Source organism: Leeuwenhoekiella sp. MAR_2009_132 (genome assembly GCF_000687915.1).
GTDB lineage: Bacteria > Bacteroidota > Bacteroidia > Flavobacteriales > Flavobacteriaceae > Leeuwenhoekiella.
This window is the reverse complement of record NZ_JHZY01000004.1, coordinates 609443-625000: the sequence shown is the minus strand read 5'-3', so window position 1 is coordinate 625000 and position 15558 is coordinate 609443. Positions and strand designations below refer to the sequence as shown.

Annotated in this window: 12 protein-coding genes, 1 tRNA gene and 2 pseudogenes (1 of these 15 running past the window's edge); 6 read left to right on the top strand and 9 right to left on the bottom strand. The window is 34.7% G+C overall.

All coding sequences use genetic code 11. The features are described 5' to 3' along the window. From dnaE to P164_RS11130, 7 genes and pseudogenes are all read right to left on the bottom strand, one after another. Window positions 1-2200, bottom strand: partial view of a DNA polymerase III subunit alpha gene (gene dnaE, locus P164_RS11150; protein WP_316930204.1) — the 5' portion only. It extends 632 nt beyond the left edge of the window; the window shows 2200 of its 2832 coding nt (coding positions 1-2200); it begins with the start codon at window positions 2198-2200; its stop codon lies beyond the left edge, outside the window. Window positions 2201-2232: 32 nt separating this feature from the next. Beyond that, complete coding sequence (locus P164_RS19140; RefSeq protein ID WP_316930203.1) at window positions 2233-2400, bottom strand: PHP domain-containing protein; 168 nt, start codon at window positions 2398-2400, stop codon at window positions 2233-2235. Between the two features lie 32 nt (window positions 2401-2432). Further along, entirely contained in the window at window positions 2433-3653 is a 1221-nt protein-coding gene (gene dinB / locus P164_RS11145; protein ID WP_028376464.1) for a DNA polymerase IV, read from the bottom strand. Window positions 3654-3759: 106 nt separating this feature from the next. Next, on the bottom strand, window positions 3760-4611 hold the full coding sequence (locus P164_RS11140) for an EcsC family protein (RefSeq protein ID WP_035899772.1): 852 nt from the start codon (window positions 4609-4611) through the stop codon (window positions 3760-3762). Between the two features lie 34 nt (window positions 4612-4645). Further along, a pseudogene (locus tag P164_RS19000) lies at window positions 4646-4879 on the bottom strand (malate:quinone oxidoreductase); the annotation flags it as partial. A gap of 93 nt (window positions 4880-4972) precedes the next feature. Continuing rightward, window positions 4973-5455, bottom strand: a pseudogene (locus P164_RS18995) (malate:quinone oxidoreductase). Between the two features lie 121 nt (window positions 5456-5576). Beyond that, a tRNA-Phe gene (locus P164_RS11130) sits at window positions 5577-5649 on the bottom strand. Between the two features lie 145 nt (window positions 5650-5794). Between P164_RS11130 and P164_RS11125 the strand changes: the two genes are divergently transcribed. From P164_RS11125 to P164_RS11095, 6 genes are all read left to right on the top strand, one after another. Further along, on the top strand, window positions 5795-6526 hold the full coding sequence (locus P164_RS11125; RefSeq protein WP_051621338.1) for a type III pantothenate kinase: 732 nt from the start codon (window positions 5795-5797) through the stop codon (window positions 6524-6526). Next, complete coding sequence (locus P164_RS11120; RefSeq protein WP_028376460.1) at window positions 6526-7782, top strand: hypothetical protein; 1257 nt, start codon at window positions 6526-6528, stop codon at window positions 7780-7782. The genes P164_RS11125 and P164_RS11120 overlap by 1 nt, the downstream gene beginning before the upstream one ends. Before the next feature lie 29 nt (window positions 7783-7811). Then, window positions 7812-9188 carry a tetratricopeptide repeat protein gene (locus P164_RS11115; RefSeq protein WP_234405851.1) on the top strand — a complete coding sequence of 459 codons (1377 nt, stop codon included), beginning with the start codon at window positions 7812-7814 and terminating at the stop codon, window positions 9186-9188. After that, the gene (gene lptC / locus P164_RS11110; protein WP_117434317.1) at window positions 9189-9779 is read left to right on the top strand and encodes an LPS export ABC transporter periplasmic protein LptC; all 591 of its coding nucleotides are present in this window, start codon (window positions 9189-9191) and stop codon (window positions 9777-9779) included. A 197-nt stretch (window positions 9780-9976) separates the two neighbouring features. After that, a complete protein-coding gene (locus P164_RS11100; protein ID WP_028376456.1) occupies window positions 9977-11263 on the top strand; it encodes a hemolysin family protein in 1287 nt (428 codons plus the stop codon). Window positions 11264-11360: 97 nt separating this feature from the next. Beyond that, complete coding sequence (locus P164_RS11095; protein WP_028376455.1) at window positions 11361-13481, top strand: peptidylprolyl isomerase; 2121 nt, start codon at window positions 11361-11363, stop codon at window positions 13479-13481. 70 nt (window positions 13482-13551) lie between these two features. Here P164_RS11095 and P164_RS11090 read toward each other — a convergent pair whose 3' ends face one another. Continuing rightward, window positions 13552-14466: a GYDIA family GHMP kinase gene (locus tag P164_RS11090; RefSeq protein ID WP_028376454.1), complete on the bottom strand. Its 915-nt coding sequence runs from the start codon at window positions 14464-14466 to the stop codon at window positions 13552-13554. 1 nt (window position 14467) lies between these two features. After that, on the bottom strand, window positions 14468-15556 hold the full coding sequence (locus tag P164_RS11085; protein WP_051621337.1) for a serine hydrolase domain-containing protein: 1089 nt from the start codon (window positions 15554-15556) through the stop codon (window positions 14468-14470). Window positions 15557-15558: the final 2 nt, after the last annotated feature.

Below are 15558 nucleotides of genomic sequence, written 5' to 3'. Positions count from 1 at the left end.
CTATACTTAAAGGTACACGTTGAATAAAATCTGTAAACGATTTAAAAGAACTAAAAGCTCGTGCGTTTATAATCTTAATCATAGATTTTTTTTCAAGACTGTCTAGATGTTGAAGTCCCAAATAAATAGTTTTATTTTTTATTATTGTTTCAATATTACTTTGGTTAATACAAGGTGCTTCAATAGTAGCACCTTTCATACGGGCTTCGTGAATATAAGTTTCGGTATTATAAAAACCACCGCCATTATTTATGGTTGCGACCATGTATTCTAAAGGATAATAGCATTTTAAGTAAAGACTTTGATAGCTTTCTACAGCATAAGATGCAGAATGACCTTTGGCAAATGCATAACCGGCAAAACTCTCTATTTGCCGCCATACTTCATCTACTATTTCTTGTTTTTCCCCATTAAGAATACAGTTAGATTTAAATTTATCTTTTACATCTTGAAATTCTTTTCTAGATCTGTACTTCCCACTCATTCCTCTTCTCAATACATCTGCTTCTGCTAAATCAAGCTTTGCATAATGATGTGCCACTTTAATCACATCTTCTTGATATACCATAATACCATAGGTGTCTGGCATAATCTCATACAACACCGGGTGCGCTTCTTTGCGCCGCTCCTTATTTCTATGTCTTAAAATATATTCGCGCATCATACCACTTTTAGCTACCCCTGGTCTAATAATTGAACTTGCTGCCACCAGGGTAAGATAATTGTCAACTTTTAATTTTTTTAAAAGCATACGCATAGCCGGTGATTCTACATAAAAACATCCTATACATTCTGCCTGCGAAATCATTTTATTGATTTTTGAATCCTTAAAAAACAAACTTGCATTGTGTATATCTGGAAGTTTAGCTTCTGAATGATTTTTTTTTATAATGTCTATAGCATCTTTTATTTTTCCTAAACCTCGCTGGCCTAAAATATCAAACTTGTATAAGCCAACATCTTCTGCGATATGCATATCAAATTGTACGGTAGGAAAATTTTTAGGAGGTAAGTGGGTCGCAGAGAAGTAATGAATGGGTTTATCTGCAATTAAAATTCCTGCAGCATGAATGCTTAAGTAATTAGGTTTGTCATTTAAATATGTACTGTATTTTAAAATTAATTTTGATATATCATCAAGTTGTTCAAAACTATAACGACCATCACTTAGTTTATCTATTTCATGTTTAGGCAAGCCAAAAACTTTTCCTAATTCACGTACAGCCCCGCTATGTTTAAAAGTTACATAAGATCCTAAAAGAGCAGCCTGGTTATTTTGCCCAAATTCTTCAAAAATAAATGATGTTACATCTTCTCGATCCCAGGTCGAGAAGTCGATGTCAAAATCTGGAGGACTGCTTCTAAACTCGTTCATAAACCGTTCAAAATATAAGTCAAGTTCAATAGGATCTACATCTGTAATACGCAATAAATAAGCAACAATACTATTAGCACCACTACCTCTACCTACATAGAAATAGTTTTTACTGCGTGCATATTCTATAATTTTCCAGTTTATTAAAAAAAATGAAACAAAATTTTGACTTTTAATAAGTGTGAGTTCTTTTTCTACACGCTGTTTTATTTGGACTGTAATTTTATTATAACGTTGTGGTAAACCTAATTGACAAAGTTCATTGAGTTTTATAAAATCTAATTCTTCAGAACCTAAAACTGTTTTTAGATTTTGAGGTTTTCTATCTTTTGAAAAGTCAAAATGAATGGTACACGAATTTAAAATTGAAGTAGTATTCTCTATAATATGGCGATACTCTACAGTAATCTGATTAATTATTTCCGAAGAAAGTATTTTCTCATCTGGTGACGCCTGTTCTTCTTTGGGTAATTTACTAAGTAGAGAATTAGTGTCTATTGCTCGTAAAAGGCGATGGGTATTGAAATCTTTTTTATGACGAAAAGTTACTGGCTGAAGCAGAACAAGTTTATTTTTAAAACTACTATAACTAGAAAAGCGAAGCTTATTTAGTTCTTTGAAAGCGACCCCTATATATTCATTTTCTAAAAAACTGAATTTATCCAGTTCGAGTACTTTTTCAAAAGGATAGATAATAATAGCATCTGAAATTAGAGGAGAATGATCTGGGAATTTAGTTTTATCGTGTAAATGCTTAGATAAGAAACTATTAATATTTAAAAATCCATTATTATTTTGTGCAAGCATGACGTAGCACTGTCGCATACCATTTCTAAAATCTACACCTACTACAGGCTTTATTTTTTTTCTTTAGCCTTACTAATAAACTTTAAGCAGGCAGAAGTGTTATTAATATCTGTGAGCGCAATACAGCTTTGCTTATTTTGAATAGCAAGATCAATTAACTCTTCTTCTGAAAGCGTACCATATCGTAGACTGAAATACGTATGACAGTTTAAAAACATAATTAAATTATTTGCTTAATTAGAGATGTGTCTTATTGATGCCTATGAGCTAAAACTATAGGAGGCTGGCCATTAAAGGGATTTCCCTGACCACCTATAGTTCTGGAGCCTTCTCCCATAGTAGCAGCTCTCATTACGCTGCGATCGCCATAGCGTATACGTATTTCATCCATAGCTTTATATAGACTTACGGTACGGTTTGTATTTTCAAAAAGATCTATTTGATAATGACCTTCAGTAAGGCCGCTAAAGCGAACACCCACCAGCCTAATAAGTAATCTCCTATTATAAAGTTTTTCAAAAATCTCTAATACCTGGGGTATCAAATTATGATCTGCAGCAGTGTATGGTATTTTTAGTTGCTTAGAAAAAGTTTGAAAATCTGAATACCGAACTTTAACCGTAATACAAGAAGTTAATTTATTACCACGACGCAACTGAAAAGCCAGGTTTTCAGCCATTGCATGAATAGTTGTTTTCAATTTATGTATATCTGTGGTATCCTGTCCATAAGTGCGCTCACTTGATATAGATTTACGCTCGTGGTATTGAATAATAGGAGAGCGGTCTATGCCATTTGCGCGTTCCCAAATTACTCTCCCGTTTTTACCAAAAACGGAGATCATCATCTCAACCGGCATTTGCTGAACAAGACCTATGTTCTTTACTCCAAGATTGCAAAACGTACGGAAGGTTTTCTCGCCCACCATAGGTATTTTTTTTATAGAAAGCGGTTCAAGAAATAGTTTTTCATAACCAGCATCAACTTTAAGCTGACTGTCTGGCTTCGCTTCATTAGTAGCAACCTTAGAAACTGTTTTGTTTACAGAAAGTCCAAAAGAAATAGGAAGTCCTGTTTCTCTAATTACTTTTGAACGTAGTTCTTTAGCAAACTTGTAGCAACCAAAAAAACGATCCATACCGGTGAGATCTGCATAAAATTCATCAACACTCGCTTTTTCTAGAATAGGAACTTCTTGCTGAAGAATATCAGTAACCATTTTTGAATACTTTGTATAGGTGCCGGCATTCCCTCTTATATAAAATGCTTGTGGTAAAAGTTGCCTTGCCATTTTAATAGGCATTCCTGAGTGAACACCGTATTTTCTTGATTCATAACTTGCTGCGCTTACCACACCGCGATCTCCAGTGCCTCCTACTATAACAGGTTTTCCTATGAGTTTACTATTCGCTAAGCGTTCACAAGAGACAAAAAAAGTGTCAAGATCAAGATGTAAAATATTTCGATTCATAAAATTGGAATTATTACAAAAATATGGAAATATTCCTAATTTTAGGAAATAATCTGATTTCTGAATAGTTAATTATTCAGTTTTAAATTATTAGAAATTTTTTAAGTTATTCAGAAATAGGAAGTTGTTTAGGTTTTATGTGTTCATAAGTTTCTTGAATGAGTGCTTTAGAATATTTACGTTCTAAGCGTCTCAATGTAAAATGTGCAGTTGCCATTTTTTGAAAATGAGAAATAAATAAGACATTGATAGACGCACCAGCAGCAGCACCTAATACAGGAATTGCCTGAGCAGCAAATTTCTCACTTACCTGTACACTAAAACGTGCCGCAATCTGATTAATAAGTTTTGCTAGTGGTGCAGCTGTTTGAGAAGCTAGTGCTTCAATTATATTTTTGGTACCATTTTCTGCAATATAAACACTGGTTTGATTCATTGCTGTATGCAGTGCCGCCCGAGTAGCATAATAACTTGTATCTAATTCGTCATCATCGTCAGATGTCCCACCTAATGCGAAAACCTGCAGACACGCTAATTGTGTATTTATATTGTGAATATCTTCTCCCTGGCTTCGCGCGATATCCATAATAGATCGCATCATAAATTTTGTAGAAATCAATAAGTCTGCAGTAAAACCAGCGACCCCAAAAAAACCACCTGTAGCACCAGAAAGACCGGTTACCACTTTGTAGGTAATGTTTGAAGAGGGAGTGTATTGTCTTCCTTTATTAAGTGTTTTCAAATTTGCCTTTACAGAAAGTTGAAGGGCTTTTTGAATAGTGCTGCTTATTTTGTCCTGATATTTTTCAGGAAGTAATGTCAAGCCAGAATCTATAGGTGTTCCTATAGTGTTTAATGCACGCATTAAAAAGGAAACTTCATCAAGGTCTTTTTTAGATTTTTTGATGAGAACCAAATCTTCTAAACTTATTTTTTCTAATTGTGCTAAATGCGTCATTGTTTTTAGTTCTAGTTAATTTACTACTGAAGAATTACAAGTTTAAAGTTTTTTCTACGTAGCTTAAATTTTCTTTAAAGGATTCTTTAGTAAACTTATTTATATAAACGGGAACGATTTTTTGAAGCTTTTGTTTTGTTTCAGCAGAACTTAGGAGTTCTGGAAAGGCTTTTTCTAAAACATCTAAGATAATTTTTACAGCTGTAGAAGCTCCCGGTGAGGCTCCCAACAAGCAGGTGATTCTGCCGTCTTTACTACTTATTACTTCGGTTCTAAATTCTTAATTAACTTCTTTGCCTCGTTCAATACGTGAAGCAGCCATTTTCTCATTGGTATTGCGATCGTGCATCATTTACGGAAACTATTCTTTCATCTTATTCTCATCTTCTGTAAAATCTATGCTACCAAACATAAAATGTGACTTCATAGTTTCAAAACGCTTCTTGAGATAGGCGACATCATTAGAACCGGTGATCAAGCTGCGATGTGGGACATTCGAAATAAAAGTTGAGGGGTCTTTAATATGGTTTTCAGTTACCAGAAAGAACCAGAATTTTTTAAAAATTCCAAATTGATTGCAGATAGCAATAGCTTTACTTATATCTATTGACCCATCTTCATTTTGTAGTGTATAATTGAGTTCGCATTAAGCAGAATGACCGGTATCTGCATTATTTCAGACAGCACTGCTTTTTAAAGCAACATCCTCAAGACACTCTAAGAAGAGAATTTTAAGTTCTGGTTTTACAAGCCTGGTAAGTAACGCCAGTATTGCACTCATAATCCCACCACCCACACAAATTAAATCGTAATGTGTACTTACATTTATCTGGTCTTTACTCATCTTATTTTCGGTTAAAATTAGAAAAGTATAAGGTTAATTTATGGCAAGGATTTGTTAATAGTTAAGAGGGAAATTGTGATAAAACAAAAAACCCCGAAACATAAGTTTCAGGGTTTTGTTGTGGTACCTCCAGGAATCGAACCAGGGACACACGGATTTTCAGTCCGTTGCTCTACCAACTGAGCTAAGGTACCTCGCCTAAGCGGCTGCAAATATAAAATCAATTTTTAGATTGCACAACCAATTTTAGGAAAATTAATGATTTTTTTTTGTGAGCTTTTGCTAAATGTGTGAGCACGAGGCTTTGAGTATTTGTATTATTGCAAAAAAAAATCAGCAATGATAAATCTGGCAATCGATTTAGGTAATACCCGCATTAAGTTTGGACTATTTGATCAGAATATTTTAAAAAGTAACTGGGCTGGTAGTGTTGATGCTGCAAAAACCCGATTTGAACAAATCATAAAAGAATTTGAAATAGATCATATTGTAGTTTGTGCCACAGGCAATTCAAAAGATTTTGTCACGTTTATAGAAAATAGGGGTCTTTCTTTTGAATTAATATCCTCACAAACACCTATGCCTTTTAAAAATGGTTACAAAACTCCACAAACACTAGGCCTAGATAGGATGATTTTAGTTGCAAGTGCACATGAAGATTTTTCTGGTGAAAATGTATTAATCATTGATGCCGGCACATGTGTTACATATGATTTTAAAGATGCGAGTGATACCTATCAGGGAGGTTCAATCTCTCCGGGTTTACAAATGCGTTTTAATGCGATGCATAAGTTTACTGCACGATTGCCACAATTAACACCTGTAGAAACGGTAATTGATGTAATAGGTAAAGACACAAATGAGGCAATGCAGTCTGGTGTTGTGAATGGTTTAATAGCTGAAATAGACGGTCTAATAGACTGGTATAAAGTAAAATTTGAAGATTTAAAGATTATTTTAACAGGAGGAGACGGGCTATTTTTGTCTGGTAGGCTAAAAAATGGCATCTTTGCCAACTCAAATTTTCTCCTGAAAGGACTGAATTATATAACAGTATTTAATAAAAGTTAATGATAAAAAGATTTTTAGTAGTTGTTTTGGTTTGTATCTCGGCTTCTGCGTTCGCTCAGGAAGGTAATTCTTCACCGTATTCTTTTTACGGATTGGGGATTTCGAACTTTAAAGGTTCAGTAGAGAATCAAGCAATGGGAGGTTTGAGTATTTTAGGAGATAGTACCCATATAAATTTTAGAAATGCAGCTGGTTATGGTGCCTTAAAGTTGACAAACTTTACGATTGGTGCTAATCATAGAGAAACAGATTTAACCAGTAATGGCGAAAACGGTCATACTACTTCTACTACAATAGATTATTTGGCCCTGGCATTTCCGGTTTCTAAAAAATTAGGAGTAGGTTTTGGTTTAGTTCCCGAAACTTCTGTTGACTATCAAATATTAAATGCGGGCGAAACAAGCCTTACTCAATATTCTGGTAGAGGTGGAGCTAATCGCGCATTCTTAGCAGCGGGTATTGAGATTTTTAAGGACTTCAGATTGGGAGCGGAAGGAAGTTATAATTTCGGAAACATTCGTAATGAGATTATTCAGGTAGATGAAGGTCAGCAATATAGTGTGCGTGAAATTGATAGGTCTGATATTCAGGGATTAACTTATAATTTTGGGGCTCAGTATGAAGCTACATTAGCAAAAAAATATAAAGTTTATTCTTCAGTAAGTTTTCAGCCGGAGGCTAGTTTAACATTAAGTAATGATAGATCATTACAGTCTGTTGTTTATTCACAAACAGATAAAGCAGTTGTTAGCGTTATAGATTCTCAAGATACTAATTTAGCAGATACAGAAAGTATTGTGCCTAATATGTATTCTTTTGGATTAGGGTTTGGAGAGACTAACAAGTGGTTCGCTGGGGGGCAGGTAGAGTTTCTAGAAAGCAGTAAATTAACTAATAGATCTTTTATTACTCCTGAGGCTACTTACGATGATTCATTTAAATATCGTTTAGGAGGATATTTTGTTCCAGACTATAATTCCATAACAAGTTATTGGAGTAGAGTTACTTATAGGCTAGGTGCTCGATATGAAGAATCAGGTTTGATGATACAAAATGAGTCTATTGATGAGTTTGGCATATCTTTTGGTCTTGGATTACCGTTAGGACGAGGATTTAGTAATGCCAACTTAACTTTTGAATACGGTCAACGCGGAACAACAAACGCAGGCTTAGTTAAAGAAGATTTTTTTAAAGTAGGCCTTAGTTTGTCATTAAATCCACTTAGACCGTGGTTTGTGCCTAACAAATACAACTAAAATTATTAATATTGCTTTTAAACCATTTAATGATGAAAACTAAATTAACATTACTATTTATAGCCCTTGTAGGAGCAGTAAATTTCGTTAGCGCTCAAGCTACTGAAGAATGCGTTACAACAATGTCTATTTTTTCTGAGCACGCAAAAGTTAAAAATTACGATGCAGCTTATGAGCCATTTATGAAATTGCGTAAAGAATGTCCTACTACTTCTTTTGCGTTGTATCAATATGGAGAGCGTATCTTAAAATACAAAATCGAAAAAACTTCAGGAGCTGAGCAAATGGCTTTTCTTGAAGATTTAAAGAAAATGTATCAAGAGAAGAAAACTCATTTTGCTGCAAAAACTAATGAAGGTGAAGATCTTGCCGATGTAGCAATTATAATGTATGATAACAAAATAGGAACTGCTCAAGAGCAATACGCTCAATTTAATAAAGCCTGGGAAACTGATAAAGCAACATTTACAAATGCAAAAGGTTTATACGAGTACTTCGTAGTAGCTGTTGAGTTACAAGAAGCAGGTTCTATTGAGTTGCAGGAAGTTTTTGATATGTATGATAAAGTACAGGAAAAAATCACTGAAGAGCAAGATGGTTACGCTAAACGTATGGAAACAATCTTAGAGAAAAAAGAGGCAGGTACTGCACTTTCTGCTCAAGAGAAAAAACTAGAGCAGGTTGCAGAAGTAAACCTAGATAACTACTCTAAAGTTTCTGCAGGTATCAATCAAAAATTAGGAGTTTTAGCTGATTGCGATCGTTTGGTTCCTTTTTATGAGGCTGCTTGGGAAGAGAAGAAAGGTGATGTGACCTGGGTTAAAAATGCTGCAGGACGTTTAGTTTCTAAAGAATGTACAGATAGTCCGCTATTTGTAAAGTTAGTTGAGCAATTAAATACATTAGAGCCTTCTGCAGAAACGTCTTATTACTTAGGTCGTCTTGCAGAGCAACGTGGTGAAAATGCTAACGCATTAAAATATTATGAGGAGTCTGCAAATCGTCAAACAGACCCTTCTAAAAAAGCTAAAGTATTTTATCAGTTAGCTGAGAACTTTAGAAAAAAAGGAAGTATGAGTAATGCACGTAGCTACTACTTAAAAGCTGTAGGAGCAAAACCTTCAATGGGTATTGTGTATCTTAAAATTGCAGATATGTACGCTGGTAGTGCAAACAGCTGTGGAGATAGTGTATTTAATAAAAGAGCAATCTATTGGTTAGCTGCAGATATGGCTGCTCGTGCAGGAGCTATTGATCCTTCTTTATCTAGTGTTGCTCAAAAAACTGCCGCTGCTTATAGAGGTTTAGCTCCAGATCGTACGATGATTTTTAACGCTGGTAACGCTGGTCAACGTATTAACTTTAGCTGCTGGGTAGGTGGCGGAGTTACCGTTCCAAATTTATAAGTGAGTACATCACATAAACATATAATCTTAAACTTAGTCACAGCATTAGCTGTGACTTTGTTTTTTAGTTGTGGTAACAGCTCAGAAGAATTACAAAAGTTCAATCAGCGCACAGATGGTCCTTCTGCAGAAGGTGAAGGCGTTGTTTTAAAATATACAGATTCTGGTAAAGTAGTTGCTACACTAAAAACACCATTGCTTATAGATTATGGCTTATTAAACTTTCCGTATCAAGAGTTTCCTAATGGTGTAGAAGTTACTTTTATAGATGACGCTAAGAAAGAGAATTATATTACGGCAGATTACGCTATTAGATACACCCGCACAAATTTAATTGATATGCGTAAAAATGTGGTTCTTATAACAAGCGATTCCACGCGGTTAGATGCCTCTCAATTGTTTTGGGATCAACGAAATAAATGGGTTTTTACAGATAAGCCTTACACTATTAAGTTTCCTGATAATTCCTATAATAGTGGAGATTTATTTGACAGCAGTGAGGACTTCAAAAATTTTATATCTTTAGATAATCAAAGTAGAATGTATGTTAAAGAAAATCCAGATTCTACTAAAAATGATAGCTTATTATAATGTCTAAGTACTTTAAATATTTCGAATACGCCTACTTAATTTTTGCTGCACTGTTTTTATTTGAAGCGGTAAGAGTATGGTCTGTAGAGCCTAGTAAAGCTTATCTTTATTTGTTTTTCGTAGTAATTGCCATAGGTATGTACTTCTTTAAGCGTCGCTTTAGGAAAAAGTATGAACAAGGCAGTCAGAAATAATATATGGAAACAGAAATTCTGATCATTGTAGTTTCCTTAATTCTTTCCGCATTTTTCTCGGGTATGGAGATAGCATACGTTTCTTCTAATAAGATTCATATCGAGATAGAAAAAAAACAAAATGACCTTATTGCTAAAGTTCTTACCCGTTTAACCGAAAAACCATCTAAGTTTATTGCGACCATGCTGGTGGGAAATAATCTGGCACTGGTAATCTATGCCTATTTTATGGGCGATCTTTTACAGGCTTGGTTAGAGGGTGCAGATTTTGGTTATGCCTGGCTTACTAACTTTTTTGTAGAATTTAGTTTGCTAACGCAGACAATTATTTCTACACTACTTGTGCTATTTACTGCAGAATTTTTACCTAAAGTATTCTTTCAGATTTATGCAAACTCACTGCTAAAGATTTTTGCGGTTCCTGCATATCTATTTTATGTTGTTTTTAGTTTCTTGTCAACTTTTATCATCTGGATTTCAGATTTACTTTTAAAGAAATTTTTTAAAACTGATGGTGACGAAGTCCAATTGGCTTTTACTAAAGTTGAATTGGGGAATTATATAAACGAGCAAATAGATTCTTTTGAAACTAATGAAGAATTAGATTCTGAAATACAAATCTTTCAGAATGCCTTAGAATTTTCAGAAGTTAAATCACGTGAAGTAATGATACCGCGTACCGAAATTGTAGCGGTTGAGAAAAATCAATCTCCTTCAGATTTAAATAAACAATTTACAGAAACTGGGCTTTCAAAAATACTGGTATATCAAGACTCTATAGATGATATTATAGGATATGTACACTCATTTGAACTCTTTAAAAAGCCGGTAACCATTACAGATGTATTGATGCCTGTGATCTTTGTGCCGGAAACCATGCTTGTAAAAGATGTTTTAAACATACTTATTAAAAAGCGTAAAAGTATGGCTGTAGTTATAGATGAATATGGCGGTACAAGTGGTATGATGACGGTTGAAGATATTGTAGAAGAGTTATTTGGCGAGATTGAAGATGAGCATGATAGTGTGGTTCTTATTGAAGAGGTTTTAGAAGAAGACACTTATAAATTTTCAGCACGACTTGAAGTTGATTATTTAAACGAAACCTATAAGCTAGAATTGCCTGAAGATGAGAATTATGAGACCCTTGGAGGACTTATAGTAAATCATACTGAAGGAATTCCTGAAGAAGGTAATATTGTGGATATCGAGGGGTATCAATTTCATATTATTCAAACCTCAAATACAAAAATTGAATTGGTAAAGGTACGTGTTGTTGAAAACGATTAATACCTAGATTAATAACTCTTTTTATTTTGCTGATTTTACATTTCATTTTTTCATTTAAAATGGTATTTTCGCCCACTATTTGACAAACACATAAACAATGGCAGTTTTAAACAAGATTAGACAACGCTCGGTATTCTTAATTGCAATTATAGCTCTGGCTTTATTTGCATTTGTACTGGCAGATGTGCTAAAAAACGGTGGTTTTTCTACTCAAAAATCACAACGTATTCTAGGTTCTGTAAATGATGAGGATATAGAACAGCAGGAATTTGCTGGGCTGGTTGAAAGCCAGACTGCGCGTTACGGGGCGGGCATTACTACAACACAGGCAGTAAATGCTGCTTGGGAGCAAGAAGTGCGTCGTATTTTACTTGATGAGCAGTATGAAGATTTAGGTATTACTGTAGAGCAAGATCGTATAAATAATTTGTTGAAAGAGGCATTGCAAAACGATCCTAACTTTCAAAATGACGGTGTTTTTAGTGAGCAAAAGTTACGTGAATATGTAGCGACTTTAAAATCTACAAATCCTACAATGTATGCACAGTGGGTAGATTATGAAAAGCAATTAGCAAATAACGAACAACAACAAATATATTTTAGCCTTATTAAAGCTGGTTTAAATACAAGCTTTAAAGAAGGTCAAATGGCTTACGAGTTAGAAAATAATCTTAGAGATTTAGAATATGTTCAGGTTCCTTATACTTCTATTGCAGACGATCAGGTAACAGTTTCTAAAGAAGATATTGCTGCTTATCTTGAAGATCACAAATCTGAATTTAAATCTGAAGCTACCAGAAATCTTCGTTATGTAATGTTTTCTGAAGCGCCTTCGCTATCTGATGAGGAAGCTTTAAAAGCAAGCGTTGCTTCGCTTTTAAATAAGCGTGTAGAATATACGGCTGCCACAAAAACAAATGATACCGTTAATGGCCTGGCAGCAACTACAAATCCTGAAGAATTTGTAAATGAATACTCAGATTTACGATATTCAGATGCTTATTTATTTAAAAACGAATTGCCTGGTTCTGTAGGAGATACTCTTTTTGGTCTAAATGAAGGTTCTGTTTATGGTCCTTACAAAGACAATGGGTATTACAAAATTTCAAAAGTAGTGGGTGTAAGTCAAATACCTGATTCTGTAAAAGCGTCTCACATACTTCTTACCTATGAAGGCCTTGCAAATGCTGCAAGCCAAACACGATCTAAGGCAGAAGCTAAGAATTTAGCAGATAGTCTTGCTTCAGTAATAAAAGCAACGCCATCTAAGCTTGCAGAATTAGCTCCTGAATTTTCTGCAGACGGCAGTAAAGAAAAAGGTGGTGATTTAGGTTACGCTACTAAAGGAAGATATGTTAAGCCTTTTAATGACTTTATATTTAATGGCAATACAGGAGAAGTAGGAGTTGTAGAATCTCAATATGGTTATCACGTTATCAAGATAGATGATCAGAAAAATAAGCAACGCGCTATTAAATTAGCAACAGTTGCAAAAGAAATAGAGCCATCTCAAGAGACAATCAATGAAGTTTTTAATGCTACTACAAAATTTCAAATGGCTGTTTCAGACGATAAAAATTCATTTGAAGATGCAGCTAAAGCTGACAACTATACGGTAAGACCTGTAAATAGCATTAAAGCGTTAGATGAGACATTACCAGGACAGGGTAGTCAACGCGAGATTATTCGTTGGGCGTTTAATGAAGAAACTAAAACAGGAGACGTGCAGCGTTTTAATGTAGAAGGAGGTTACCTGGTAGTACAGCTTACAGCTAAAACAGAAAAAGGATTAATGCCGGTAGATCAAGCTTCTCCGCGAGTAACTCCAATAATTCGTAATGAGAAGAAAGCTGAACTAATTAAGAAAAAAATTACTGGTAAAGATCTTAATGCAATTGCTTCTGCAAATAATGTAAGCGTTCAAACTTCAAATGGAGTAAATCTTAAAAATCCTACTTTAGCAGGAGCAGGTACAGAGCCTAAAGTTATGGGTATTGCTTTTGGTCTTGATAAAGGTAGTGTCTCAAATCCTATTGCAGGAGATAAAGGTGTTTATGTAGTGAAGGTAGTAAATGTTACTCCTGCTCGTAAGCTTGATAATTATGCGAGTTTTGCGATACAAAAAGATAATGCAGATAGGGCTAATGTGAATTTTACTGTTCTACAAGCATTAAAAGACGCAGCTAAAATTGAAGATAAACGAGCTGATTTTTATTAATCAGTAACATAGAGTACAAAAAAAAGAGCCGTTTTTAAAACGGCTCTTTTTTTTGTATAAAATTTAGCTTCTAATATGCCATATCACTGTAAGAAATTATTGTGTGGTATTCTTTATTTCTAAAGTAGTCAAGATCTTCCTGATTTGCAGTTACAAGAATAAAATCACCGCCCCAGCCTCCCAGACTTTTAATGCTTCCGGGGTAATCTGCAAATAATTGCTGCTTTATAGTTTGGGTATTTAGTACTGAAGCAATAATGCGCTCGTGAGCGTCTATAAGCGCCCTAAAACTGAGTAATTCTTCACAGATGAGCAATGTTTCGCTTATTCCGGAAACCTTGTTAATCGCGCTCTCCAGGCTTTCTTTAGGTTGTTTTCTATAATTTGATATTGCGTCTCTGCTGTTTTGTTTTTTATTGAGATGTATAAAATATAATTGATCTCTAAATGGTGGATTAAACTGTGTTTGTAATACGCGGGGTTTTTGTTCTTTGAGTTGGTACAGAATTGGAGTGTGATTACTTGCGCAGGCAATGTCGTAGCCGCTGCCACCAAATGTTAGATTTAGTAAGGCATATGCATCTACTTCTGCCCATTCTGCGAGTGTATAAATAAGTGTAGACGAAGAGCCTAGTCCCCAATTACTTTCAAATTCTAAAGTGGTGGTTACTTTTATATTTTTAGCATCTCTTAAAAATTGCGGATTTAAACTTCGTGCTGCCGCAAGTAGTTGAATTAAACGGTCTTTAGGGTCTGCGGGTTGTTCGGGTAGTGATTTATTTAAATCTTCATAGGTTAGATGCGTAGTAAACCAGAGTTCACCAGAAGACTTAAGACTTACCCAGGTTATTCCTTCGGTATTTAAATCTTCTACAACCAGACTTTGTCCTTTTTGAGTAGGTATAGCCAGTGCTAGAGCTCCATCTAAAACAAGATATTCTCCAGTTATGAGAAGTTTTCCGTGGCCGTAAAATCGCTTACTCATATTATTTCTTAGATTTTTGAGGTTGTGATGTTATAAACTGCTGAAGATTATAAATAGCCTCAACAGCTTCGGTAGAAGCTGTATTCATAAGTATTACAACTGCTATATTTTTATTTGGTAAAAGTACAGTATGGCTGTAGTACGTACCTGCACTGCCATCATGAAAACTCATCTTTTCAGAATCCTTAATTACATTTCCCCAGCCATAAGCATAGGGGCTTTGACCAAAATGTAACCAATTATAATCATCTGCATTAAGATAAGTACTCGTTCCTAAAAGCCCGTTTAGATGTAGCTGTATAAATTTGCTGTAATCGAGTATATTCATGCTAATGTCTCCGGCACTAGACATATAATCTGGTAATTTATAATCGTGCTCTGGTGAGAGGGCTTCAAATACTCCCTTTTGATCCCAATGTCCCCAGGGATACGCAGCGTTTTCTTTATTGGGAAATCCTATGAAGTACTCTAAATCTAATTCCTGCATAGTCTGATCTACCAATTCCCGGTAGGTCTTACCCGAAGCACGTTCTAGCATTAAAGCTGCTAATACGTAACCAGCATTAGAGTAGGTGCCTTTTTTTACAGCTTTTTCGGTTAAAACACTTTTTGAAAACGAATATCTGTTTTCACTAATTGAACCTTTTAATATATTGAATTTTGTGAGCTCAGAGCCTTTAGTGTAAGGGCGTATTTGAGCATTATGCGATAATAGATCTCCTAAAGTAATATCAGAATAAACAGATCTACTTGTTGATTCTAGTTCTGGAAAAAGTTTGAAGAAAGGAGTTCCCCAACTTATTTCTCCTTGCTCAGTTAGGCGCATAGCAATAAAAGAAGTTATTGCCTTTGTATTAGATCCTAAATGAAATTTAGCATTTATAGAAATTTGCTCTTTCTTCGAAAACCTTGCTTTTCCATTTACATAACTAAAAATAGAATCTGGTGTAATTAAACTAACTGCAATTGCTGGTATTTGATGGACTTGCTGTGCTTGCTTTATTTTGATTTTTAAATCTTCAGAAAGTTCCTGAGCAGTGCACAGGTTTACTAGTAAAATAAAAGAAACCAGGCTAAAAGTTAGTTTCATAA